The sequence below is a fragment of the Rhizobium sp. CF080 genome, from assembly GCF_000282095.2.
Taxonomy (GTDB): Bacteria; Pseudomonadota; Alphaproteobacteria; order Rhizobiales; family Rhizobiaceae; genus Neorhizobium.
In genome coordinates this window covers 195721-218264 of record NZ_AKKC02000010.1, presented here as the reverse complement: position 1 = coordinate 218264, position 22544 = coordinate 195721, and the positions used below count along the sequence as shown (strand labels likewise).

26 protein-coding genes are annotated in these 22544 nt (G+C 62.1%); 13 read left to right on the top strand and 13 right to left on the bottom strand.

The annotated features are described in order from the left end of the window. Positions 1–91: 91 nt before the first annotated feature. From PMI07_RS23555 to PMI07_RS23545, 3 genes are all read left to right on the top strand, one after another. Positions 92–553 carry an Lrp/AsnC ligand binding domain-containing protein gene (locus PMI07_RS23555; RefSeq protein WP_007760174.1) on the top strand — a complete coding sequence of 154 codons (462 nt, stop codon included), beginning with the start codon at positions 92–94 and terminating at the stop codon, positions 551–553. Positions 554–710: 157 nt separating this feature from the next. Continuing rightward, positions 711–1436, top strand: a complete 726-nt coding sequence (locus tag PMI07_RS23550; RefSeq protein ID WP_007760172.1) for a LuxR family transcriptional regulator — start codon at positions 711–713, stop codon at positions 1434–1436. Positions 1437–1475: 39 nt separating this feature from the next. Further along, positions 1476–1946 carry a PAS domain-containing protein gene (locus PMI07_RS23545; protein ID WP_007760164.1) on the top strand — a complete coding sequence of 157 codons (471 nt, stop codon included), beginning with the start codon at positions 1476–1478 and terminating at the stop codon, positions 1944–1946. A 15-nt stretch (positions 1947–1961) separates the two neighbouring features. Here the strand turns inward: PMI07_RS23545 and PMI07_RS23540 are convergent, their stop codons facing one another. From PMI07_RS23540 to PMI07_RS23525, 4 genes are all read right to left on the bottom strand, one after another. Then, positions 1962–3110, bottom strand: coding sequence for a DUF2333 family protein (locus tag PMI07_RS23540; RefSeq protein ID WP_007760161.1), 1149 nt, complete (start codon positions 3108–3110; stop codon positions 1962–1964). 136 nt (positions 3111–3246) lie between these two features. Beyond that, on the bottom strand, positions 3247–4185 hold the full coding sequence (locus tag PMI07_RS23535) for a hypothetical protein (protein WP_007760157.1): 939 nt from the start codon (positions 4183–4185) through the stop codon (positions 3247–3249). Between the two features lie 103 nt (positions 4186–4288). Continuing rightward, positions 4289–4738, bottom strand: a complete 450-nt coding sequence (locus tag PMI07_RS23530) for a pseudoazurin (RefSeq protein WP_007760146.1) — start codon at positions 4736–4738, stop codon at positions 4289–4291. Positions 4739–4900: 162 nt separating this feature from the next. Then, a complete protein-coding gene (locus PMI07_RS23525) occupies positions 4901–5482 on the bottom strand; it encodes a thymidine kinase (RefSeq protein WP_007760145.1) in 582 nt (193 codons plus the stop codon). Positions 5483–5685: 203 nt separating this feature from the next. On the opposite strand from PMI07_RS23525, the gene PMI07_RS23520 reads away from it, so the two are divergent. The 5 genes from PMI07_RS23520 to PMI07_RS23500 all read left to right on the top strand — a co-directional run bounded on the left by PMI07_RS23520 (position 5686) and on the right by PMI07_RS23500 (position 9917). After that, positions 5686–6636: a choline ABC transporter substrate-binding protein gene (locus PMI07_RS23520; RefSeq protein ID WP_081760926.1), complete on the top strand. Its 951-nt coding sequence runs from the start codon at positions 5686–5688 to the stop codon at positions 6634–6636. 80 nt (positions 6637–6716) lie between these two features. Next, positions 6717–7559 carry a choline ABC transporter permease subunit gene (gene choW / locus PMI07_RS23515; RefSeq protein WP_037088109.1) on the top strand — a complete coding sequence of 281 codons (843 nt, stop codon included), beginning with the start codon at positions 6717–6719 and terminating at the stop codon, positions 7557–7559. Beyond that, the gene (gene choV / locus PMI07_RS23510) at positions 7556–8620 is read left to right on the top strand and encodes a choline ABC transporter ATP-binding protein (protein ID WP_007760136.1); all 1065 of its coding nucleotides are present in this window, start codon (positions 7556–7558) and stop codon (positions 8618–8620) included. The genes choW and choV overlap by 4 nt, the downstream gene beginning before the upstream one ends. A gap of 96 nt (positions 8621–8716) precedes the next feature. Further along, a complete protein-coding gene (locus tag PMI07_RS23505) occupies positions 8717–9475 on the top strand; it encodes a pyridoxamine 5'-phosphate oxidase family protein (RefSeq protein ID WP_007760134.1) in 759 nt (252 codons plus the stop codon). Positions 9476–9596: 121 nt separating this feature from the next. Beyond that, a complete protein-coding gene (locus PMI07_RS23500; RefSeq protein WP_037088025.1) occupies positions 9597–9917 on the top strand; it encodes a metalloregulator ArsR/SmtB family transcription factor in 321 nt (106 codons plus the stop codon). Between the two features lie 117 nt (positions 9918–10034). Here the strand turns inward: PMI07_RS23500 and PMI07_RS23495 are convergent, their stop codons facing one another. Both PMI07_RS23495 and PMI07_RS23490 read right to left on the bottom strand, forming a co-directional pair. Then, on the bottom strand, positions 10035–10415 hold the full coding sequence (locus tag PMI07_RS23495) for a response regulator (protein ID WP_007760130.1): 381 nt from the start codon (positions 10413–10415) through the stop codon (positions 10035–10037). Between the two features lie 4 nt (positions 10416–10419). Continuing rightward, entirely contained in the window at positions 10420–12423 is a 2004-nt protein-coding gene (locus tag PMI07_RS23490; RefSeq protein ID WP_007760127.1) for a GAF domain-containing protein, read from the bottom strand. A 340-nt stretch (positions 12424–12763) separates the two neighbouring features. Here PMI07_RS23490 and PMI07_RS23485 point away from each other — a divergent pair, with 340 nt between their 5' ends. After that, positions 12764–14092: an aspartate aminotransferase family protein gene (locus tag PMI07_RS23485; protein ID WP_007760124.1), complete on the top strand. Its 1329-nt coding sequence runs from the start codon at positions 12764–12766 to the stop codon at positions 14090–14092. A 73-nt stretch (positions 14093–14165) separates the two neighbouring features. On the opposite strand, the gene PMI07_RS23480 is transcribed toward PMI07_RS23485, so the two are convergent. Both PMI07_RS23480 and PMI07_RS23475 read right to left on the bottom strand, forming a co-directional pair. Next, the gene (locus PMI07_RS23480) at positions 14166–14429 is read right to left on the bottom strand and encodes an energy transducer TonB (protein WP_155956621.1); all 264 of its coding nucleotides are present in this window, start codon (positions 14427–14429) and stop codon (positions 14166–14168) included. A 375-nt stretch (positions 14430–14804) separates the two neighbouring features. Continuing rightward, complete coding sequence (locus PMI07_RS23475; RefSeq protein WP_007760118.1) at positions 14805–15641, bottom strand: alpha/beta hydrolase; 837 nt, start codon at positions 15639–15641, stop codon at positions 14805–14807. A gap of 285 nt (positions 15642–15926) precedes the next feature. Between PMI07_RS23475 and PMI07_RS23470 the strand changes: the two genes are divergently transcribed. Both PMI07_RS23470 and PMI07_RS23465 read left to right on the top strand, forming a co-directional pair. Further along, complete coding sequence (locus tag PMI07_RS23470) at positions 15927–16367, top strand: MarR family transcriptional regulator (RefSeq protein ID WP_007760110.1); 441 nt, start codon at positions 15927–15929, stop codon at positions 16365–16367. Between the two features lie 284 nt (positions 16368–16651). Continuing rightward, positions 16652–17758 (top strand): branched-chain amino acid ABC transporter substrate-binding protein, encoded by a 1107-nt coding sequence (locus tag PMI07_RS23465; RefSeq protein WP_007760107.1) that lies wholly within the window; start codon positions 16652–16654, stop codon positions 17756–17758. A gap of 78 nt (positions 17759–17836) precedes the next feature. Here PMI07_RS23465 and PMI07_RS23460 read toward each other — a convergent pair whose 3' ends face one another. Further along, positions 17837–18298 (bottom strand): Lrp/AsnC family transcriptional regulator, encoded by a 462-nt coding sequence (locus tag PMI07_RS23460; RefSeq protein WP_007760103.1) that lies wholly within the window; start codon positions 18296–18298, stop codon positions 17837–17839. 100 nt (positions 18299–18398) lie between these two features. On the opposite strand from PMI07_RS23460, the gene PMI07_RS23455 reads away from it, so the two are divergent. Together PMI07_RS23455 and ade are read left to right on the top strand one after the other, a co-directional pair. After that, positions 18399–19358 (top strand): pyridoxal-phosphate dependent enzyme, encoded by a 960-nt coding sequence (locus tag PMI07_RS23455; RefSeq protein WP_024164075.1) that lies wholly within the window; start codon positions 18399–18401, stop codon positions 19356–19358. Positions 19359–19440: 82 nt separating this feature from the next. Then, positions 19441–21138, top strand: a complete 1698-nt coding sequence (gene ade / locus PMI07_RS23450; protein ID WP_007772963.1) for an adenine deaminase — start codon at positions 19441–19443, stop codon at positions 21136–21138. Between the two features lie 6 nt (positions 21139–21144). On the opposite strand, the gene PMI07_RS23445 is transcribed toward ade, so the two are convergent. From PMI07_RS23445 to PMI07_RS35075, 4 genes are read right to left on the bottom strand one after another with little or no spacing between them, the layout of a single operon-like run. Next, the gene (locus PMI07_RS23445) at positions 21145–21426 is read right to left on the bottom strand and encodes a toxin-antitoxin system HicB family antitoxin (RefSeq protein WP_007772965.1); all 282 of its coding nucleotides are present in this window, start codon (positions 21424–21426) and stop codon (positions 21145–21147) included. Further along, entirely contained in the window at positions 21423–21848 is a 426-nt protein-coding gene (locus PMI07_RS23440) for a putative toxin-antitoxin system toxin component, PIN family (protein ID WP_007772967.1), read from the bottom strand. The genes PMI07_RS23445 and PMI07_RS23440 overlap by 4 nt, the downstream gene beginning before the upstream one ends. A gap of 55 nt (positions 21849–21903) precedes the next feature. Beyond that, positions 21904–22290 (bottom strand): Atu4866 domain-containing protein, encoded by a 387-nt coding sequence (locus PMI07_RS23435; protein ID WP_007772969.1) that lies wholly within the window; start codon positions 22288–22290, stop codon positions 21904–21906. Next, on the bottom strand, positions 22283–22420 hold the full coding sequence (locus tag PMI07_RS35075; protein ID WP_007772971.1) for a hypothetical protein: 138 nt from the start codon (positions 22418–22420) through the stop codon (positions 22283–22285). The genes PMI07_RS23435 and PMI07_RS35075 overlap by 8 nt, the downstream gene beginning before the upstream one ends. Between the last annotated feature and the right edge of the window lie 124 nt (positions 22421–22544).

Here is a 22544-nt window from a genome sequence, read left to right as displayed (position 1 = left end):
TCCCCATAGCGGGAATTCCGTGGTGATTTCGGCGGATTATTGTGGCATTAACGGGATAGATCACTGCAACTTGAGCAAAATGTAGCGAAACATGAAGGATCTCGACCGTCTCGACCGAAAAATCCTCCGCGCGCTCCAGAAAGAGGGGCGCCTGAGCAATCTCGAACTCGCCGATCGCGTCTCGCTTTCACCGACCGCGACCGCCGAACGCGTCAAGCGTCTGACCCGCGAAGGTTACATCACCGGTTATAGCGCTTTGCTCTCGCCGGAAAAGCTCGGGCGCAATCTCCTCGTCTTCGTGCAGGTCAAGCTCGACCGGACCACGCCCGATGTTTTCGACGCATTCGCCGCCGCGGTGAAGCGCAGCGACGACGTCATGGAATGTCATATGGTGGCCGGCGGCTTCGATTATCTGGTGAAGGCCCGGGTCGCCGGAATGGAGGCTTACCGGCAGTTCCTGTCGGAGGTGATTCTCCCGCTTCCGGGGGTCAGGGAAACCCACACCTATGCCGTCATGGAGGAAATCAAGGCGACGGGATATATCCCCGTATAAATCTTGATCCGTTAACTCCATGAATTCATGGAAATAAAGTGAGTGAGTATCGGAAATTCGCCGGCTTTCTGCTGCAGTGCACGAAATTTCGCTGGCTATTCAAATGGATTTGTATATTTGTTAACGATAACATAAACGATCCGTCAGCTTCGCCCGCATGATCACTTTGGAACGGCAATCGATTCTGAACAGCGAGATTTCCGCCGCGGATTCGCGGGTTGAAATCTTTGCCGCGATGAAGCGTATTGCCCACGAGTTCGGGTTTCGCCATATCACGCTTTTCGCCGCCACCAGGGCGGACGAGGTGCTTTTGTCGCGGATGATCGTCGAGACGACGCTGCCCGCGACCTATGTCCAGGAATTCGACCGCCGCCGCCTTTTGAAGCTGTGTCCGGTGGCGCCGATCATCTCGAAATCCGCCCTTCCCTTCTGTTGGTCGATCGATGACCCGGAAAGCGTGCGCGGTTTCGCCATTCCGGCCGAAATGGACGAGCTGCAGCGCCGCTACGATATCATCACCAGCGTCGCGATGGCCGTGCATTCGATCGATGGCGGCCGCTTCATGCTGCGCTTCGACGGCACCCGGCATCGGCTGAGCCAGGTGGAGCTCAACGAGATCGGCATGATCGTGCTGCATGCCTTCGATGTCTTCGACAAGATCCGCCGCAGCGCCAAGACCGGCACCGCCGGCCCCTTGACCACCCGTGAGCTGGAGGTCGTCCGCTGGACCGCCCAGGGCAAGACATCCTCCGAGATCGGGCGGATTCTCTCCCTCTCGGATCACACCGTTAACGCATATATGACTAATGCCATAAAGAAACTGGATTGCGTCAACCGCACCCAGTTGGTAGCTAAGGCATTGAGATTGAGACTCATAGTGTAAGGTTGGGGCGTTTTCTCCCGGCCTATGGGGAGAAAAAGATTGACGTTTTGGGTCGAACACACCGAAAAACGCGTCAATACTCAATACCTGGAAGTGGGACTCTCGACAGACGAGGTGGTTGAACTTGCCTCGGCCTTCCGTTTCTACGGTTATTGGCGAATCGATCTGGACAGCGGCCACTTCTTCGTGACCGAAGATGTCTGCCGCATCTTCGGACTGGAGCCGAAGAATGGCCCGATGAACATGGTCGCCCTCACCGCGCGCATCCATCCCGACGACATGCCGCAACTGATGGAAACCTTCGAGCGCGCCAGCGGCGAGCGGCTGACCTATCACAATATCTATCGCATCAAGGCCGATGCGCAGGACTACAAATACGTCCGCAGCGTCGGCAAGTTCCGCGACAAACCGGGCACGAGCGGCGAGGTCGTCGGCATTACCTACGAGTTCTTTGCCGAACGCCCCGGCGTGACGTTCTTTCTCGACGACCAAAATCTCCCGAAGACCTGATCGGCGCCCACCGGCCTATCGATCGAGAACCGAGCGCACTTCCACGAGGTTTGAGCGGACCCTGAGGATATAGAAGCCCATCACCGCCAGATGGCTTGGCATGATCCAGCCGTCCTCGCGGCCGTTGGAGATGATCGCCGGCTGGATGCGCAGCGCCGACTTGAACTGCGACAGCGTGTCGGCCCAGAGCGGCCCGATATTGCGCTCGCGGATCACCTGGGAGAAATCAGCCCCGGCCCCCGTCAGCACGGCGTAATAACCATAGAGCTGGCCATAGGCGAACCAGAAGCGGTCGTCGGCGCGGGTGTCGAACCAGCCGGCATTGTAGTTTTCCGAGCGCTCGCGCAGGATCGCCGAAGTGCCGCCGATATCGTTGGCGATCCGGTCGATGAACTGGATCAGGTTGTCGGCGCGGCCGTCGAAGGTCGCGTTGCAGGAGGTCAGATCGGTATTGAAGGCCCTCAGCTTGCTGATCGCGGCGCGATAATAGCTGGGCGTCGGGGTCTTCGGTCCGAACGGGCTCAGACCGAAATACCAGGAATATTCGTCGAACTGCAGGTTCCCGCGCGCATCCTGGAGATTGTTGTTGATGCTCGACGTGCCGCGCACCCGTCCGAGCGTATCGACGAGCTCGGTCGAGGTGCGCCGAACCGCCTGGTTGACGCCGCGCTGGAACGAGGCCTTGTTGTCGAGGAAAGGCGTGTGGTCCCAGTCGATGCCGAAGAACCCGAGCCGGTAGAGCAGCATCGAGGAGATCCAGGCATTCTGGTTGACGTTCATGTCGGTGAGGTCGGCCGCCGCATCGACGATCGCCGACGATTGGCACTGTCTTGCCGCAGTCGCAGGAGCCCCAGTCGCCGGCGCCGCATTGGCGGTCGCCGGCAGTTCCTGGCCGGCCGGCACGGTACGCTCGGACCAGCGGTAGCTGTCGACGAAATTCGGGTTGAACCCGCTCCAGGCCTGCGTCTGCCAGAAGAAATAGCCGTAGAGCCCGATCATCAGAACCAGGAAGGCGAGGATCGGTCCCTTCACCAGCCAGTGGCGATTGCCGTACCAGCCATGCGCGGCCATGAACGGCCAGACGATCCAGGCAACCAGGAGGCCTATGCCTCGCCCCACGGCCTGGCCGATCCCTTGAAAGAAGGCGGTAATCCGGTCGAGCATCGCTGTCTCCTCGTGAGGCGGTGTGCATCCGATTGGGCTTGCCCACACATATGTGCTCGGCATCACAAGCACAACGGGGCGCAGCGTTTCGCCGCAACCGCCAGGAAACGATCGCGCCGCCGCTCTCGATCGCACCCTATTGGGGGCGGATCAGCTTGAAGCCGGAAATCGTCGGCAGCCGGAAGCCGCCTTGTTTTCCATCCGCGTCTGCCGCCTCCCCCGCGGCCTCGGCGGGAAACCTCTCGGCAAAGGACTGGTCGGCGCGATCCCGCCGCCGGTCGAGGCCGTGCAATGTCAGCATGCCGTTTGCGAAACGCTCGACCTCGGGCACCAGATGGGGAAAGAATTCCGGCTTCAGCCCCGCATCGCCTCGGCCCCCGGCATCAGCAACCACCCGGTAGAGGATGAGCAGGTTTTCCGTATCGGTCATCAGCTTGTGCAGGAGGATGTTGCAGGTGCCGACCCGCGCGTTGAGCCCGGCGACGAAATCCTGGAACACCTTGATCGCCGGTTCCGTGCGGCCGACCACGTCCATGCCGGTCATCGCACTACCGTCCTCGCCGCGCAGCGTTTCCGTGATCTCCGGCCGATGGTCGATGAACGTCACCAGATCGCCCTCGCTCTCCTTGCGCTGCCCGATCAGGAAGTCCCTCTCCTGCCGCACCAGGCCGACCAGCAGATCGGCACGCCGCAGGAGCTCGGCCAGCCGGTAAAGCGGCGCCGGGCTGCGCCAGCGGGCCTGCTGGCGGCGATGTTTGGCGGCTCCGGAAACGTAGCCGACAAGCGTTTCGAACCGTGTCGGCACCTCGCGATCGTCGAATTCCCGCGCGCAGATGCCGATCTCGGCTGCGAGACTGGCGACCAGCCGGGCGATCGCCGCCTCGACCGCCTGCCGCTCCGGCATCTCGGCCGTCAGCCGCGCGGCCCCCGCGGTCAACCTCTCCTCATCCGGCAGGGCGAGATCCCTTGCGGTTTCGGCAAGCAGGGCCGAGATCGGGCCGAGCGCATCGCGCATCGCGGTCAGGGCGCCGCCGATCCGTTCGATCTCGCTGTCGAAATTCTGAAGTGCCGCCACACGCATTCTCCCGCCGTCGGAGGAGAAGATAACGCCATCACGAAATTATGCCACGCCGCCCCGGCTCAATTGCCGGGAAAAATCCAGGAAAGCCCTGGAAAGATCAAAGGCCGAGCTTGGCGATTTCCGCGTCGAGGCGGTCCTTCGCCTTTTTCGGCATCCTTGCGCTCTTGACCGCGTCGAGATTGGCCGGCGCGTCGCCGACGAGGATTACCGCAACCATGCCCATGCCGAAATGCGGCGTGCATTTGAAGACATAGGCGCCCGGCTTGTCGGCGGTGAAGGAGAGCTCCTGGCTGATCCTGCCCTTGATTTCCGCAACCCCTTCCGGCACCAGGCCCGGCATCGAAACCGCGTCATGCCCCTTGTCAACCGGCACGAACCTGATCGTGTCGCCCGGTTGCGCCTTCACCACCGCCGGCTCGAATACCATGGCCTCGCCGTCGCTGCCCTTGTTGAGCATCTTCACCTCGATCTCGACGCTGAAGGCCGGCAGCGCGAACAGGGCGAGGCTGGTAGCAAGCGTAAAGGTTTTCGTGGCGGCCTTGCGCATGCGAGGGAACTCCTGCTGGGAACCACCGCCCCATCGGACCGGGACGTGTCGGATGTGACACTTAGATAGGTTTCCGGCCGCAAACTTTGACCAGCATCAAGTTTCGCCCCCTCGCCGCGGCTTTCCCTCCCATACGGTGAACAGAGGCTTAAATTCGGCGCATCACTCGCAGCGCATCTGGTCTTCCCAGTGCCGTCGGCAGAGCGAGACATATTTCTCGTTGCCGCCGACATCGACCTGGGCGCCTTCACGCACCAGTTTGCCACCCTCGTCCAGCCTCACCACCATGGTCGCCTTGCGCCCGCAATGGCAGATGGTGCGCACCTCGCGCAGCTCGTCGGCGATCGCCAGCAGTTCCAGCGAGCCGGGAAACAGCTTGCCCTGGAAGTCGGTCCTGAGGCCGTAGGCCATTACCGGGATGCCGACCCGATCGGAAACCCGCGCGAGCTGCCAGACCTGTTCGGGCGACAGGAACTGCGCCTCGTCGACGAACACGCACGCGATCGGCTCCTCGCTGTGCATCGCCTCGATATCCCTGAAGAGATCGTCGGACGGCCCGAAGGGAATGGCCTCGGAGGAGAGCCCGATCCGCGAGGCGACGCGGCCCTGGCCGGCGCGGTCGTCCAGCGATGCGGTGAAGATCGCCGTGCGCATACCGCGCTCGCGATAGTTATAGGAAGCCTGCAGAAGCATGGTCGACTTGCCGGCGTTCATCGTCGCGTAGTGGAAATAGAGCTTGGCCATATCTGCCTTCTGATCGCGATCGGGATTCGAGAAAAGCGGGCTTTGCCGAAAACCACAGGAAACTGTAGACTGGGTAACGCTGGGCGAGAAAGTCACAAATGTCGCAAATGCACCCCATTCTCCGCCGCGAATGCGCGCGCTTGCCTCGTCTCAGCATATATTGATAATGGCGGGAACCAAAAAAACGGGAGCAGCCCATGCGCATGACTACCTCACTCAAGACCACGCTCGTCGCTGCCGCGTCGATCCTCGCCATCGTCGGCACCGCCTCCGCCGCCGAACCGGAAGCCTGCAAAACCGTTCGGATTTCGGATGTGGGCTGGACCGACCTGGCCTCCACCAACGCCTCCTTCATCCTGGTCCTCGAGGCGCTCGGCTACAAGGCCGACGTCAAGACCCTCGGCGTGCCCGTCACCTATTCTTCCATGAAGAACAAGGACATCGACCTCTTCCTCGGCAACTGGATGCCGGCGCAGAAAGATGCGTTGCAGCCCTATATCGACGACAAGTCGATCGAGAGCATCGCCGTCAACCTCGAAGGCGCCAAGTACACGCTCGGCACCAATGCCGCCGGCGCCAAGCTCGGCATCAAGGACTTCAAGGACATCGCCACCCATAAGAAGGAACTCGACGGCAAGATCTACGGCATCGAGCCGGGCAACGAAGGCAACGGCATGATCGTTTCGCTGATCGACGCCAACACCTTCGGCCTCAAGGGCTTCCAGGTCGTCGAATCCTCCGAGCAGGGCATGCTGACCCAGGTCACCCGCGCCGACAAGGACAGCAAGCCGATCGTCTTCCTCGCCTGGGCGCCGCACCCGATGAACGTCGCCCATGAGATCACCTATCTCGCCGGCGGCGACGATACCGTCTTCGGTCCGAACTACGGCGGCGCGACGGTCTACACCGTGGCACGCGGCGGTTATGTCGCCCAGTGCCCGAATGTCGGCAAGCTCCTCAAGAACGTGAAGTTCACGCTCGACATGGAAAACACCATCATGGGCAAGATCCTCAACGACAGCGAGGATGCCGACGACGCGGCCAAGGCCTGGCTGAAAGCCAATCCGAAGGTCATCGAGCCCTGGGTTGCCGGCGTCACCACCTATGACGGCAAGGACGGCCTTGCTGCCGTCAAGAAGGCGCTCGGCCTCTAACAGTCCCGAAAATGTTTCCGGGGCGGCGGACGCCTGCCCCGGAGCCCGCCCTTTCTCTCCCTATGGACGGCAGTTTTCTCGTGGATTGGATCGCAGATCATCGAATACCTATCGGTTCCTGGGCGAAGGCGGTCGTTGACTGGTTGACGGCGAATGCCGACTGGTTCTTCGACTGGCTGTCCTCCGTTCTCCTGGCCGTCATCGATGGCCTTTTGTGGTGTCTGGCCACGCCGCATCCGCTGATCGTCATGGCCGCCATGACCGGGCTTTCCTGGTGGCTGCGCCGTTCCGTCGTGCTCGCGGCCTTCACGTTCTTCGGCCTGCTCCTGATCTTCAACCAGGGCTACTGGAAGGAGACGACGGAAACGCTGGCGCTGGTGCTCGCCTCGACCGCCGTCAGCATGGTGGTCGGCGTGCCGCTCGGCATTGCCGCCGCCCGCCGCCAATGGTTCTACGAAGCCATGCGGCCGGTCCTCGACCTGATGCAGACGCTGCCGAGCTTCGTCTACCTCATCCCGGCGCTGATCCTCTTCGGCCTCGGCATGGTTCCGGGCCTGATCGCCACCGTCATCTTCGCGATCCCTGCGCCGATCCGCCTGACCCGCCTCGGCATCGTCTCGACCCCGAGCTCGCTTCGGGAAGCCGCCGTCGCCTTCGGCGCCACCCCGTCGCAGATCCTGCGCAAGGTGGAACTGCCCTATGCCATGCCGCAGATCATGGCCGGCCTCACCCAGACGATCATGCTGTCGCTCTCCATGGTCGTCATCGCCGCGCTGGTCGGCGCCAACGGTCTCGGCGTGCCGGTGCTGCGCGCGCTGAACACCGTCAACGTCGCCCGCGGCTTCGATTCGGGTCTCTGCATCGTCATCCTGGCGATCATCCTCGACCGCATGTTCCGCACATCGACGGGAGACGGCCAATGACGGCCCAGACAACCGATTGCGTAGTTTTCGACAATGTCGACATCGTCTTCGGCGACAAGCCGGAACGGGCGCTGGCCATGGTCGACCAGGGCAAGACCCGCGACGAGATCAGTGCCGCAACCGGCATCGTCATGGGCGTCGCCAATGCGTCGCTCACCATCCACGAGGGCGAGATCCTGGTACTGATGGGCCTGTCCGGTTCGGGCAAGTCGACGCTGCTGCGCGCCGTCAATGGCCTCGCCCCGGTCGTGCGCGGCAATGTCAGCGTCGCCACCGCCTCGGGTCCGGTCGATCCCTACAAGTCGAACCCCAAAGTGCTGCGCGACCTGCGCATGCACACGGTCTCGATGGTCTTCCAGCAGTTCGGCCTTCTCCCCTGGCGCACGGTCTCGGAAAATGTCGGCTTCGGCCTGGAACTCGCCGGCGTTGCGGATGCCGAGCGGGTCAAGCGGGTCAACGAACAGCTCGAACTGGTCAACCTGACGAAATGGGCCGGCCGCAAGGTCGGCGAGCTTTCTGGCGGCATGCAGCAGCGCGTCGGCCTTGCCCGCGCCTTTGCCACCGGCGCGCCGATCCTTCTGATGGACGAACCCTTCTCTGCGCTCGATCCGCTGATCCGCACCCGCCTGCAGGACGAGCTTCTCGAATTCCAGCGGCGCCTGAAGAAGACCATCCTCTTCGTCAGCCACGATCTCGACGAAGCCTTCCGGATCGGCAACCGCATCGCCATCATGGAGGGCGGGCACATCATCCAGTGCGGCACGCCGCAGGAAATCGTCCGAGACCCGGCCGACCAGTATGTCGCCGATTTCGTGCAGCACCTCAACCCGATCAGCATGCTGACCGCCGGCGACGTGATGCGGGCTGGTGTCAGCACCACGGCAGGCGCCACGCCCGTCTCCGCGACCGCGCTGTCGACGACTCCGCTCGTCGATATCCTCGATGCGCTGTCGCGTCAGCCGGGCGCCATCGGGGTGGTCGACAACGGCGCGATCATCGGCACCATTTCGTCCGACGACGTGATTGCCGGCCTCACCCGCCACCGCCGGCGCGACGGCTGATAAGCTGAACCGTCGGATCACCTTTCGCTTCACCGCGCCGGATGATATGCCGACGCAGAGCCTGCATTGCCGGCGGAGGAATGGGAGATAGACGCGGTGGTCGACGAACAGCAGACCGGGAAGAGCGACAAGCCGCAGGTTCTGCGCGATACGGATGACGAGGCCCGCCGGCTTGCCCGCACGCTGCTGCGCGGGGCGCGTTACATGGCGCTTGCGGTCCTCGATCCGGAGACCGGGTTCCCCTCCGCCAGCCGGGCGCTCACCGGCACCGATGTCGACGGCGTACCGGTCATCCTCGTCTCAAGCCTGTCCGGCCATACGAAAGCGCTGGTCGCCGATCCGCGCTGCTCGCTCCTGGCCGGCGAGCCCGGCAAGGGCGATCCGCTCGCCCATCCGCGGATTACCGTCCAGTGCCTCGCCGAGAGCGTTGCCCGCGATACGCCCGAACATGCGCGCATACGCCAGCGTTTCCTCGAGCGCCACCCGAAGGCCGCACTGTATGCAGATTTCGGAGACTTTCGCTTCTTCCGAATCACTCCCGTGGCTGCGTCTCTGAACGGAGGATTCGGCCGCGCCTACATGCTGACCGGATCGGACCTGGTGATTCCCGAGCCTGGAATCACCGAGGGCTGGCTCGACCTCCAAAAAAAATTAAAAGATATGGCGAAAGAAGCACAGGTTTTTGCCGCCCACCTCGGCACGGAAAACGGGAAAAACTGGCGCTTCGGAGGCGTCGACCGGGCAGGAATCGACCTTATCGCGGGAGATCTTCAACTCAGGCACGAATTCGAGACTCTGGCAAAGAACCCGCAAACCGTTCTTGATTATGTTTTTGGGATCGCTAAAATACGATAGTTGGTTACCTGAAATTTAGGGATATACAATCCCTTTTGCTCCTTGTTAATTTTCCCCCATAATACGATGGGCGAATTTTGAAGCGGGGGCCGCTTTGGAATACGAGGGGAATTTAAAACGTATGGATACGATGGCACTATCTGAGCATTCCAACGCAGCCGCAGGCCTGCTTTCTGCCATGGCCAACCCGAAACGGTTGCTGATCCTGTGCTGCCTGGTGAAAGGCGAAGTCGCCGTGGGCGCGCTCGCGTCCCAAGTGGGCCTCAGCCAGTCTGCGCTGTCCCAGCACCTTTCCAAGCTGCGGGCCCAGAAGCTGGTGAAGACCCGCCGCGATGCGCAGACCATCTATTACTCCAGCTCGTCCGAGTCGGTCCTGAAGGTCCTCGAGACACTGGAAGAAATCTACTGTGCTCCGGTGCAGAAGAAATCAGCAGCTGCGTGAGAATGACAGCGCTGACATGACGTCACGCTGCCCCGCCCCAGCGCCTGCCATGATGGCAGGGAGCTGGGGTATTTCCATGCCCAGCCCGCCAACGGATATCAAGCCTGCAAGCCCGTTCTAATGCGCGGCCATGCGGTGCAGCACTGCGGTCACTTTCTGCCAGTCATACGGTTTGGAAAAGAACACGCTGCGGTCGGGCAGATCGATATCGCTGAGGCGGACATGTCCCGAAACGATGATGATCTCGATTGGCGGCCAGCGGTCGCGCACGGCAGCCGCCAGCTTCATCCCGTTCATGCTGCCGGGCATGTCGATATCGGTAAACACGATCCGGATATCGGTGCGCGCTTCGAGGATTCTGACCGCTTCGTCGGCGTCTGATGCTTCGATCGCCTCGAAGCCCGCGTCCTCGACGAGATCAATGGCCATCATCCGCAGAAGTGGCTCGTCTTCGACAACAAGCACGATCTGCTTTTTCGGCGCTGTGGATTGTCCCATACGGTCAATCTGCCTGTTCTAGCTGAAGGAGTATGGCTGTCATCTCAGCGCTGAACCCCGGATGATCATAACTAACCAGAACACCGCCGGTTCCGATCAATCCCATCCGAATGAGCTTAGAGCCGAAACCCTTGCGTTCCGGCTCGCGCGGAGCAGGCCCGCCGGTCTCCCGCCAGGAGAGGCGGAAGATCGCCTCCTCGCCCGTCCCTTCGATGCGCCAGTCGATCGCGACCCGCCCCGCATTGTTGGAAAGCGCCCCGTATTTCATCGCGTTCGTCGCCAACTCATGGATCAGCAACGACAGTGAGAGCGCGCCCTTCGGCCCGAACCGCACATTCGGACCTTGCGCATCGATACGGTCGCGCACTCCGATCCCGTTCATCGTCCGGTCGACGACCGCGTAGACCGAGGCGCTCGTCCAGTTCTGTTCGAACAGGATGTCGTGGGCGGTGCTCAGCGCATGCAAGCGCTTCTCGAAGGCCTCCACATGCTCCCGCTCGGCCACCGGCCGCAGCGTCTGTGTGGCGATTGCCTGCACCATGGACAGCGTGTTCTTCAACCGGTGGCTCATCTCCCTGTTGAGCATCTGCTGTTCCTGTTCGGCCTCGACCCGCGACATCGCGATCTGGATGCGGTTGCCGAAGCTGCGGACGAAGGAGATCTCCTCCTCGACCCAGGGGTAAGGCTGATCATGATGGATGAAGGCGATCAGCCCGAAACGCCCAAGCTCGAAGATCGGCACGTTGACGAGCACGCGGATGCCAAGCGCAAGAAGCGCCTGGGCATGGTCGCGGGTGCGCGGATCGGTGGCAACGTCGGCGACGACCACGGTTTCCCCGCGCTTCAGGTCATCGATGAACGATCCGTAGTCCCGGAAATGGTGCAATCCGGCAAGGCTCTTCACCCCGGGCGCGCACCACTCGGGCGGGACCACCACCGTCTCGTCCGCCGCATTGACGATGCCGAAACCGGCCCGCGTCGCGTCGAGCGCCTTGGCCATCAGATCGCCGGCGGCGATCGCCATCGATTCCATGTCGCCGAGGTCGCGCAGCCGATCGCCGAGATCGAGCAGGGCCTGGACGCGGGCGGCTTCCCGCTTGGCGGCAGTCACGTCCCGCACGGTGCCGATCATCTTGACAGGGCGGCCCGCCTCGTCATGGCGGAAGCTGGCATTGCGGGCGATCCAGCGCACCCCGTATCCCGGCACGCGAATGCGATATTCGACGTCGAGCGCCGCGTTCCCCTGCTGTCGGGACTCGTCGTTGGACTGCAGGCCCCTGTCCTGCGGCAGCACCATGTCCTCGAAGGCACGGGCCGGATAGGTTTCCGCAACGGGTACGTGGAAGATGCGGCAGAACTCGCGCGACACCCGCACCATCGAGGCCTCGACGTCGATTTCGAACGTGCCGACCCGCCCGGCCTCCTGGGCCGCGAGATTCGCGTTGACGCTGGAGCGGATATTGGCGCTGATCGACTTCTGGCGCCGGAACAGGTCGTCCTTGCGCTGCGAGATGCGCCGCATTTCGAGAAGCGCGATCACCTGCCGGGCAAGCGCCTGCAGCGCCGCCTTCTGCCCCTCCTCCAGCCCCCGCGGCCGCGGCTCGACGTCGATGACGCAGAGCGTGCCGAGGATCACCTCGTCAGGCGTGACGAGCGGCGCGCCGGCATAAAAACGGATATGCGGTTCGCCGGCGACGAGCGGGTTCGCACGGGTTCGCGGGTCGAGCCGCAGGTCGGGGATGACGAGCACATCGGAACTGCCGAGCGCGTGGGCGCAGACCGACTGCTCGATCGGCGTATCGCACGCCTCGAAACCGACGCGTGCCTTGAACCATTGCCGCTCCCTCTCGACAAGGCTGACGAGCGCCACCGGCGTGCCGCAGAGCGTGGAAGCGACGAGCACGATGTCGTCGAACTCCGGCTCCGGCTCGGTGTCCATGATATTGTAGGCATCGAGCGCTTCCAGTCGCTCGATATGCATGTCTTCGTTGGGATCGGGATCGGCCAATGATGGTCTCGGAATTGACGTTTAAGGCGATATTGGTCGCTTTCGCCAAAAGACCAGAGACACGCAATCAAATTTCATGGCCGAGGGAAAACCCATTGAAATCTTGAGCCTTTGTTGGAAATCCGGACAGTGGACCGCCCGTCCCGCCGCAATCGCCCCGACCGGCAGGACCAGTCCGGACCGATTGCGCCGGGACACAGGGATCCGAGCCGGCCCTCGATCCGAAGGCGGTTGACGCCCCTGATCCCGCTGATAATTTGACCATGCAGTCAAAACTTGGTGCAATGACGCCGACCGGGAAATGGCCACCCGACGAAACAGAATGGCCATGGAGAATGTCATGTCCAATCGCCTGAATACCACGCCCAACGACCTGCGGGCGTTCTGGATGCCGTTTACGGCAAACCGCCAGTTCAAGCAGGAACCCCGCCTTTTCGTCGCCGCCAAGGATATGCATTACACGACCCATGACGGCCGCCAGGTGCTCGATGCCACCGCAGGCCTCTGGTGCGTCAATGCCGGCCACTGCCGCCCGAAGATCACCGAGGCGATCCGGGAACAGGCCGGCGAACTGGACTATGCGCCCGCCTTCCAGCTGGGTCATCCCAAGGCGTTCGAACTCGCCAACCGCCTGGTCGACATCGCGCCCGAAGGCATGAACCACGTCCTCTACACCAATTCCGGCTCGGAATCGGTAGAGACCGCATTGAAGGTCGCGCTTGCCTATCACCGGGTGAAGGGCAACGGCTCGCGCTTCCGCCTGATCGGCCGCGAGCGCGGTTACCACGGCGTCAATTTCGGCGGCATCTCGGTCGGCGGCATCGTCTCCAACCGGAAAATGTTCGGCACACTGCTGACCGGCGTCGACCACATGCCGCATACCCACCTGCCGGGCAAGAACGCCTTCACCAAGGGTGAGCCGGAACATGGCGGCGACCTTGCGACCGAGCTCGAGCGCATCGTCACCCTGCACGACGCCTCGACCATCGCCGCCGTCATCGTCGAGCCGGTCGCCGGCTCCACCGGCGTGCTGATTCCGCCGAAGGGCTACCTGCAGAAGCTGCGCGAGATCTGCACCAAGCACGGCATCCTCTTGATCTTCGACGAAGTCATCACCGGCTTCGGCCGCCTGGGCGCGCCGTTCGCGGCCCAGTATTTCGACGTCAAGCCGGACATCATCACCACCGCCAAGGGCCTCACCAACGGCGTGATCCCGATGGGTGCGGTCTTCGTCACCTCCGAGATCCACGACGCGTTCATGACCGGCCCGGAGCACATGATCGAGTTCATGCACGGCTATACCTATTCCGGCAACCCGATCGCCTCGGCCGCCGGCCTGGCGACGCTCGAAACCTACAAGGAAGAAGGCCTGTTCGACCGCGCCCGCGACATCGCCCCCTATTGGGAAGCGGGCCTGCATTCGCTCAAAGACCTGCCGAATGTCATCGACATCAGAAACCTCGGCCTGATCGGCGCGATCGAACTCGACCCGATCGCCGGCGAACCCACCAAGCGCGCCTTCACCGCTTTCCTGAAGGCCTACGAAAACGGCCTGCTGATCCGCACCACCGGCGACACCATCGCCATGTCCCCGCCGCTCATCGTCGAAAAGCACCATATCGACGAGATCTTTGGGAAATTGCGCGAGATCCTGACGAGCAATATCTGAGGCGACACGCTTCGACCCTGCACGACGCGAAGGCGGAGATCTCCATTTCCGCCTTTTGCACGTGTTCTGTCCGTCAGAACGCAGGTTCCGGGTCATAGACCTTGACAGGCTGATGATAGGTCGTGTTCTGCCGACGTGGCATGATGACCCGACGGTGAAAATTGTTGATCGCGGCCTGCTTGGCGCGCTCGTCCACTGCCCTGTCGCCCGTCGATTTAGTCACAACGGCGCGGCTCAATCGCCCATTGTTGTCGGTGTGCAGATCAACCATTACATCTCGCGGCGTGCAGCCGGATAGAATGGCGACCGCTGAAAAAATCCCTATCAAAAATCTCATTGCAAATATTCCCCCAGGCTCAAACAACCACCGCGGCTATAGTACATTGATAAGCGGCGCAAAAGGCACGGAGATACAACTTTCGCGTCTTATCCACGCTGGCGAAAATTGCCCGCGCGTGCCTCTTCCTTCACATCAAATAGCCTTGTGCCCTGCGCTTGGCTCGACGATCTCTAGAAGCCCCACAACGCGTGCTGGTCGGCAATCGTCACCTACATCATTGTCGGTGTCGTGAAGGGCGTGATAGATACGGGCCTGCCGACAGTCACGATGAAGGTGCTCTGCGTGCTGACCTCGCTCTCGCCCAGCCGCCCTTCTAAAATCGGCCGAGGCTCGCCACACTGCGGCGAGCCCCGTTTCCATCGCGTCCAAACCTCAGCCCTTGAAGAACGCCAGCAGATCCGCATTGATCACATCTGCATGCGTGGTCGCCATGCCATGCGGCAAACCTTCATAAATCTTCAGCGTGCCCTTCTTCAGCAGCTTGGCCGAGAGCGGCGCCGAGTCGGCGATCGGCACGATCTGGTCGTCGTCGCCGTGCATGACCAGCACCGGCACGTCGATCGCCTTCAGGTCTTCGGTGAAGTCGGTTTCCGAAAACGCCTTGATGCAATCGTAATGGGCCTTGGTGCCGCCCATCATGCCCTGCCGCCACCAATTGGCGATGACGCCTTCCGAAACGGTCGCACCTTCCCGGTTGAAGCCGTAGAACGGGCCGGCCGGCACGTCGCGGAAGAACTGCGCGCGGTTGGCGGCAAGCGCTGCGCGAAAACCGTCGAAGACTTGGATCGGCAGGCCGCCGGGGTTCTTGTCCGACTTGACCATGATCGGCGGCACGGCGCCCATCAGCACGGCCTTGGCCACCCGGCCGCCGCCATATTGGGCAACGTAGCGGGCGACTTCGCCGCCACCGGTCGAATGGCCGACATGGATGGCGTTTTTCAGGTCGAGATGGGCTGCGAGTTCCGCAACGTCGGCAGCATAGGTGTTCATTTCGTTGCCGGTTTCGGTCTGGCTCGAACGGCCGTGGCCGCGGCGGTCATGGGCAATCACGCGAAAACCCTGGTGCAGGAAGAACAGCATCTGGGCGTCCCAGTCGTCGGCCGAAAGCGGCCAGCCGTGATGGAAGACGATTGGCTGGGCATCCTTCGAGCCCCAGTCCTTGTAGAAGATCTGCGTACCGTCCTTGGTGGTGATGAAATTGCTGGTCATGGTGCTCTTGTCCTTTTGAAACTGATTTTCGAATGACTGAGACATGAATGTTCTGGCGCGGCCGCAAATGGGCGGAGGGCCGGGCCAGGCATTTATAATACCGTAGCGTGTCGTTCTGTTGAACCACACCCTTCGAATTATGGCGATTTTCATACCTCGATATTTGTTATCGCGATAAACATCTGGTTAGCGACACTTTCCGGCCCTGTCTATAAAAATATTTATCGCGATAACAAATTTATGCTATCTACATCGCCGCAAACCTGGAACAGCCCCGGAGCCAGCATGTCCGCCTCCCCCCTGCCGCCGCTTGACGATCAGCTCTGCTTTTCGCTCTACACGGCCAATATCGCCATCAACCGCGCCTATAAGCCGATGCTCGACGACATGGGCATCACCTATCCGCAATACCTGGTCTTGAGCGTGCTTGGCGAACAGGACGGCTCGACGATCGGCACGATCGCCGACCGGCTGGCGCTGGAGTCGAGCACGATCACTCCGCCGGTAAAGCGGCTCGAACAGGCGGGCCTCTTGGAGCGGCGCCGCAGCAAGACCGACGAGCGCCAGGTCCATGTCTGGCTGACCGATGCCGGCCGCGCCCTGATCGCCAGGAGCAAGTGCCTCGGCGACACGCTGATCGAACGCTCCGGCATGACGCCCAAGGAATTCCAGGCCTTCAACCACCAGGTCCGGGTCTTCCTCGGCGCTCTGGAACGTAAGGACTGAAGTTTCGCAGAAAATCTGCGAAATCCGGCCAGCCCTTGAATTTCAGGGCAATTTTTCGTGAAAATCACAAAAATCGAACCCGTTTTGTTATCTTCTTGCGGATTCCTGGCGGAATTCATACAGAATTGGGTGCCGGTCGCCGAAAGCCAAACATGGCTCGGCACGGTATCGACCGCATCGCCTTCCCGTCCTTGGCACGACCGCGCCCGGCGCGACATCGAAGACGGAAGGCAGGGGATGCGGCGTTCACCGCGGGGCTGACCCCCCCACCCAAGGAGACCAAGATGAACCTCAAGACGCTTCTGGGGGCAACTGCCCTCGCTTCGCTCGTTTTCGCGCCGCTTGCCCATGCCGATATCGTCATCGGCCTGATCGCGCCGCTCACCGGCCCGGTCGCGGCCTATGGCGACCAGGTGAAGAACGGCGCCGAGACCGCCATCGCCGAAATCAACAAGAAGGGCGGCATTCTCGGCGAAAAGGTGGTGCTCAAGACCGCCGACGACGCCGCGGAACCCAAGCAGGGCGTTTCCGCCGCCAACCAGCTGGTCGGCGAAGGCATCCGTTTCGTGGTCGGCCCCGTGACGTCAGGCGTCGCCATGCCGGCTTCCGATGCGCTTGCCGAAAACGGCGTGCTGATGGTCACCCCGACCGCCACCACCCCGGCTCTCACCACACGCGGCCTCACCAACGTGTTCCGCACCTGCGGCCGCGACGACCAGCAGGCCGTGGTCGCCGCCAACTACGTCCTGAAGGCCTTCAAGGACAAGAAGGTCGCGATCATCAACGACAAGGGCGCCTATGGCAAAGGCCTCGCCGATGCCTTCAAGGCGGCGTTGAATGCCGGCGGCGTCAAGGAAGTGTTCGACGATGCCGTCACCCCCGGCGACAAGGATTTCAGCGCTCTGACGACCCGCCTGAAGTCGCAGAATGTCGACGTGATTTATTTCGGCGGTTACCACCCGGAGGGCGGCCTGCTCGCCCGCCAGCTCGCCGATCTCGGCGTCAAGGCGACGATCGTCGGAGGCGATGGCCTGTCGAACAGCGAGTTCTGGAACATCGGCACCAAGGCGGCGGCCGGCACGGTCTTCACCAATGCCTCCGACGCGACCAAGAGCCCGGATTCCAAGGCCGCCGCCGAAGCGCTCGCCGCCCGCAAAATCCCCGCCGAAGCCTTCACGCTGAACGCCTATGCCGCCGTCGAAGTCATCAAGGCCGGCATCGAAAAGGCAAAGAGCGCCGAGGATACGGAAGCGGTGGCCGCGGCGATCAAGTCCGGCGAACCGATCGCCACCGCCATCGGCAAGCTCACCTATGGCGAGACGGGCGACCTCACCTCGCAGAGCTTCTCGCTCTTCAAGTGGCAGGACGGCAAGATCGTCCCCGCCGAGTGACATCCTTCAAATCGCATGACCGGCGGGCGCCTTCGGGCGCCCGCTTGTTTTGGGCCGCCAGGCGCGAGAGCAGCCGGCTCACTCCACATGCACCGCCAGCGTCCGCTTCAACGTCTTCAGCACGACGCTCGTCGTGAATTTGCGGATATTCGGGTTCATCTCCATCATCCGGTCCGCCAGCACATCGAAATGCTCGACGGACTGGACGAGGATCACCAGCGTGAAATCGCCCCGGCCGGACGTGCCCCAGGCCTCCTGCACCTCCGGCGTATCCGCCAGCCAGCGCAGGAAAGGCGGCATGAGCTCCGGCCGGTCGCGCTCCAGCTCCACTTCGACCAGCATGGAAACGGCCGTGCCGACCTTTTTCGGATCGACGATCGAAACGTCCCGCAGGATCACCTTGTCGTCGCGAAGCTTCTGCAGCCGCCGCTGTGCCGAGGACGGCGACAGGCCCACACGTTCGGCAAGCTCGTTCAGGGTGATGGTCGCATCCTGCTGCATGAGCTTGAGGATTTCACGATCGGCTTTCGTCAATGCCATTGAGAGGATTTCCCGGCTATCAAACAAATTCCGGGAAGTATTCCTGATAAGAAGCATAACTTCAGGAATCCTGCCGGCTTTTCGTTGGCATCTTAACGCCATGACACAGAACCAGCCACACCCTTCCGCCGACGGTATTCTCGCTGCTTCGAAAAGCATCGATCCCGTCTTCACCAACAGCCCGCTGATCGAGCAGCAGACAGCCAATACGGCCCTCGGCCTTCGCCTCCTGGCGAAAGTGGAAACGCTCAATCCGATCCGCTCCTTCAAGGGACGCGGCACCGACTGGTGGATGCAGAACGAACCGGCCGGCGACCCCCCCGTCGTCTCCGCCTCCGCCGGCAATTTCGGCCAGGGGCTCGCCTATGCCGGCCGGGCGCGCGGACGCAAGGTGGTGATCTTTTCCGCCAGCACGGCCAATCCTGGCAAGATCGAAGCCATGCGCTGGCTCGGCGCCGAAGTGCGGCTGGAAGGTACCGATTTCGATGCCGCCAAGGCCGCCGCGCGTGCCTATGCGCAAGCGAATGGCTGCCGCTTTGTTGAAGACGGCGCATTGCGGACCATCGCCGAAGGTGCAGGCACGATCGCGCTGGAAATCACCGAACGCCTCTCCCGCCAGGCCGTCGAACTCGACGCCATCCTCGTGCCGCTCGGCAATGGCGCGCTTCTGACCGGGGTCGGCGCCTGGATCCGCGCCAGGGCACCGAACTGCAAGGTTATCGGCGTGGTTGCCGCCAATGCGCCTGCCATGAAGCAATCCTGGGAGACCGGCCGGCTCATCTCCACGCAAACCGCAGCAACAGCAGCCGATGGCATTGCGGTTCGCGAGTGCGTTCCTTACGCGCTGGAGGGCATGACGACGACGGTCGACGAGGTCTGGGAAGCCAGCGAGGCGGCAATCCGCCAGGCGCGGGATTTCTGCCGCATCCATTACGGCCTCGTCGTCGAGGAAGCCGGTGCCGCCGGCATTGCAGGCCTTCTGGAAAACGGCGCGAACCTCAAAGGCCGAACTGTCGCCACCATCCTCTGCGGCGGCAATGTCCGCTCGGATATCGCATGACATCTCGCCTCCATCGATCGCCTCTCCCCGTTTCCTCATGGAACGGTTAGGTTAGGCGACCGATTCAGCGCGAGGAGCCGCCATGACCACCCGCCTCGAAACCCTCATCGACCAGGGCACCGGCCGCGAGCCCGCCGATATCGTGCTGAAGGGCGGGCGCTTCTTCGATCTCGTCACCGGCGAACTCGTCGCCTCCGACATCGCCATCTGCGGAGACCGCATCGTCGGCACCTGCGGCGCTTACGTCGGCAAGACCGAGATCGACATTTCCGGCAGGATCGTCGTCCCCGGCTTCATCGACACGCATCTCCACATCGAATCGTCGCTCGTCACCCCGCACGAATTCGACCGCTGCGTCCTGCCCTACGGCGTCACCACGGCGATCTGCGACCCGCACGAGATCGCCAACGTGCTCGGCGCGCAAGGCATCCAGTTCTTCCTGGATTCCTCGCTGGAAACGATCATGGACATCCGCGTCCAGCTCTCCTCCTGCGTGCCCGCCACCCACCTGGAGACGTCCGGCGCCGATCTGCCGATCGAAAAGCTGCTGCCCTTCCGCGACCATCCGAAGGTCATCGGCCTTGCGGAATTCATGAACTTCCCAGGCGTCATCTACAAGGACCCGATCTGCCTCGCCAAACTCGACGCCTTCTACGGCGACCATATCGACGGCCACGCACCGCTGCTGCGGGGCAACGATCTCAACGGCTACCTGTCCGCCGGCATCCGTACCGAGCACGAATGCACCACCGCCGAGGAGGCGCTCGAAAAGATCCGCAAGGGCATGCATATCCTGGTGCGCGAAGGCTCGGTCTCGAAGGACCTGCACGCCCTGATGCCGCTCCTCACCGAACGGCTGTCGCCCTATCTGGCGCTCTGCACCGACGACCGCAACCCGCTCGACATCGCCGAACAGGGCCATCTCGACTATATGATCCGTACCGCGATCGCCCATGGCGTCGAGCCGATCGCGGTCTACCGCGCCGCCTCGATCTCCGCCGCCCGCGCCTTCGCCCTGCGCGACCGCGGCCTCGTCGCCCCCGGCTGGCGGGCCGATCTCGTCGTCGTCGACAGCCTCGAAAACTGCAAGGCCGAGATGGTCTTCTCCGCCGGCCGCAAGGTGACCGACGAGCTCTTCGCCACCCGCAAACCCGTCGCCCCGGTCGGCCTCGACAGCGTCAAGGCGCGCCCCGTCCAGGCCATGCATTTCGGCGTGCCTATGAGCGAGGGCGAGACGCCTGTCATCGGCGTGATGCCTGGAAAGATCATCACCGAACACCGCCGCTACCGCCTGCCCGCGATCGGCAACCAGACCGCCCTTGATCTGTCCCGCGACATCATCAAGGTCGCCGTCATCGAGCGCCACGGCAAGAACGGCAACCATGCCAATGGTTTCGTTCAGGGTTTCGGATTGAAGAAGGGCGCGATCGCCTCGACCGTCGGCCATGACAGCCACAATATCTGCGTCGTCGGCGTCAGCGAGGACGACATGGCGCTCGCCGCCAACCGGCTCGGCGAAATCCACGGCGGCTTCGTCGTCGTGGAAGACGGAAAAGTCACCGGCGAAATCGCCCTCCCCGTCGCCGGCCTGATGAGCCTCGAACCGTATGAAACGGTTCGCGATACCCTCCACCACCTCCGCCAGGCCGCCTACGCGCTCGGCACGACGCTCCAGGAACCTTTCCTCCAAGTCGCCTTCCTGCCATTGCCCGTCATCCCCCACCTGAAGATCTCGGACAAGGGCATGGTGGATGTCGACAAGTTCGCGCTGATCGGGTGAGCAAACTTACTTCTGATAGCCTTTGGCTTTCATCCAGCCCTCGGGAAGCTCATCGCCCTCCATGGGCGGATTGTCGGGAACGTTTTCAAGCGACTTGAGAAAATCCTCCCGCGTCGAATTGCCAGCGCGTTTCTTTAGAAACTCCGCAGCCGTCTCAACCGCTCCGATTTTCTGAGCGACTGCTGACGCGATCCACTGGTTCAGGGATACGCCATCCTCTTTGGCCAGCCGTGCAGCAGCCGCCTTGATCGAAGCAGGGAGTTTCAACGGATATGTGTTGGTGCTCATGTCCTTAGTTCCTTCAACAATTCGCCAGGCTTTAATATTCGAAGCCCAAATGGCTTCTTCGCTTGGACGAAATCTCGAACGTTGTGCGTGATCAATGCGTCAGCATGGCCATTGAGTGCCGCTTCGAGCACCATCTCATCTTTTGCGTCCGAAAGCTGCGGTCGCCACTGATAGTGGACGTCGACGGGCTCTGCGAGGGTCAGGAAACCCGCAAGGGCTCTATCGATGTCTGTCAACTCCATCCCATGGGCGTCCATGTGTTCCGTTCTTTTGAGAACCGCTTCGTATTCGAGAAACAACGCCACAGTGACAAGCGGCCTGATCTGGAGAAAACCTATTGCCTGTAAAATGGCGAAAGATGCACCGTTATGGCTTCGGTAGCCTGCAGCCAAGACATTGGCATCGAGCACGACACGCTTCATATCACGACACTAATACATCCCATGGGATGTTTCAAGATCAGACCGCCGCCCGCCCTCACCTCCGCTTCAACACCATCCCCGCATGATAAAGCACGCCATCGCGAAAATCCCCATCCGCTGTAAAGCCGGTGTCGTCCTTGTAGTCGATATGGTCGCCGGTCACCCAGTAGCGGCCCTCATAGGCCTTTTCGCGGGTGCCGCGCGCTTCCACGTAGCGGCCGTTGGGCAGAAGCTCGTGGCGGATGTGGTTGTCCTCGGTCACCCACATTCCCGTATAGGAATGCTCGCCGGTATAGGAATGCTCGGTCATGGTTTTCTCCTGTTCCTTGATGTCGTGTGCAAGCGCCGTAAACGTCGCGACGAAGGTGAAGGCCGCGGCGAATGCGGCAAACGCCAAGGGCACTCGAAAACCCGAGGGGGCGCGAAGATATCGTTCAGCCATTGAGGTAGTTCCTCCTCGCCATCCGCTCGCGGCGGCTGCGTTGCGTGCCGCGGGACCGCTTGAGGAAGCCGCCGGCGAAATCGGCGGCCCAATGGAAGGGGCTTTCAAGTAAGCGCTGGAAGTTGCTCATCACCGTCTCCGTTTCCGTCCGGGCTTGTTCGATCGGACCAGCCGAATATGGTGGAAAGTGGGAAATGTGCGGTAGACCAGTCCTCCGGCATGATTGCACAATCCTCCGAAGCTTCATTGAATCG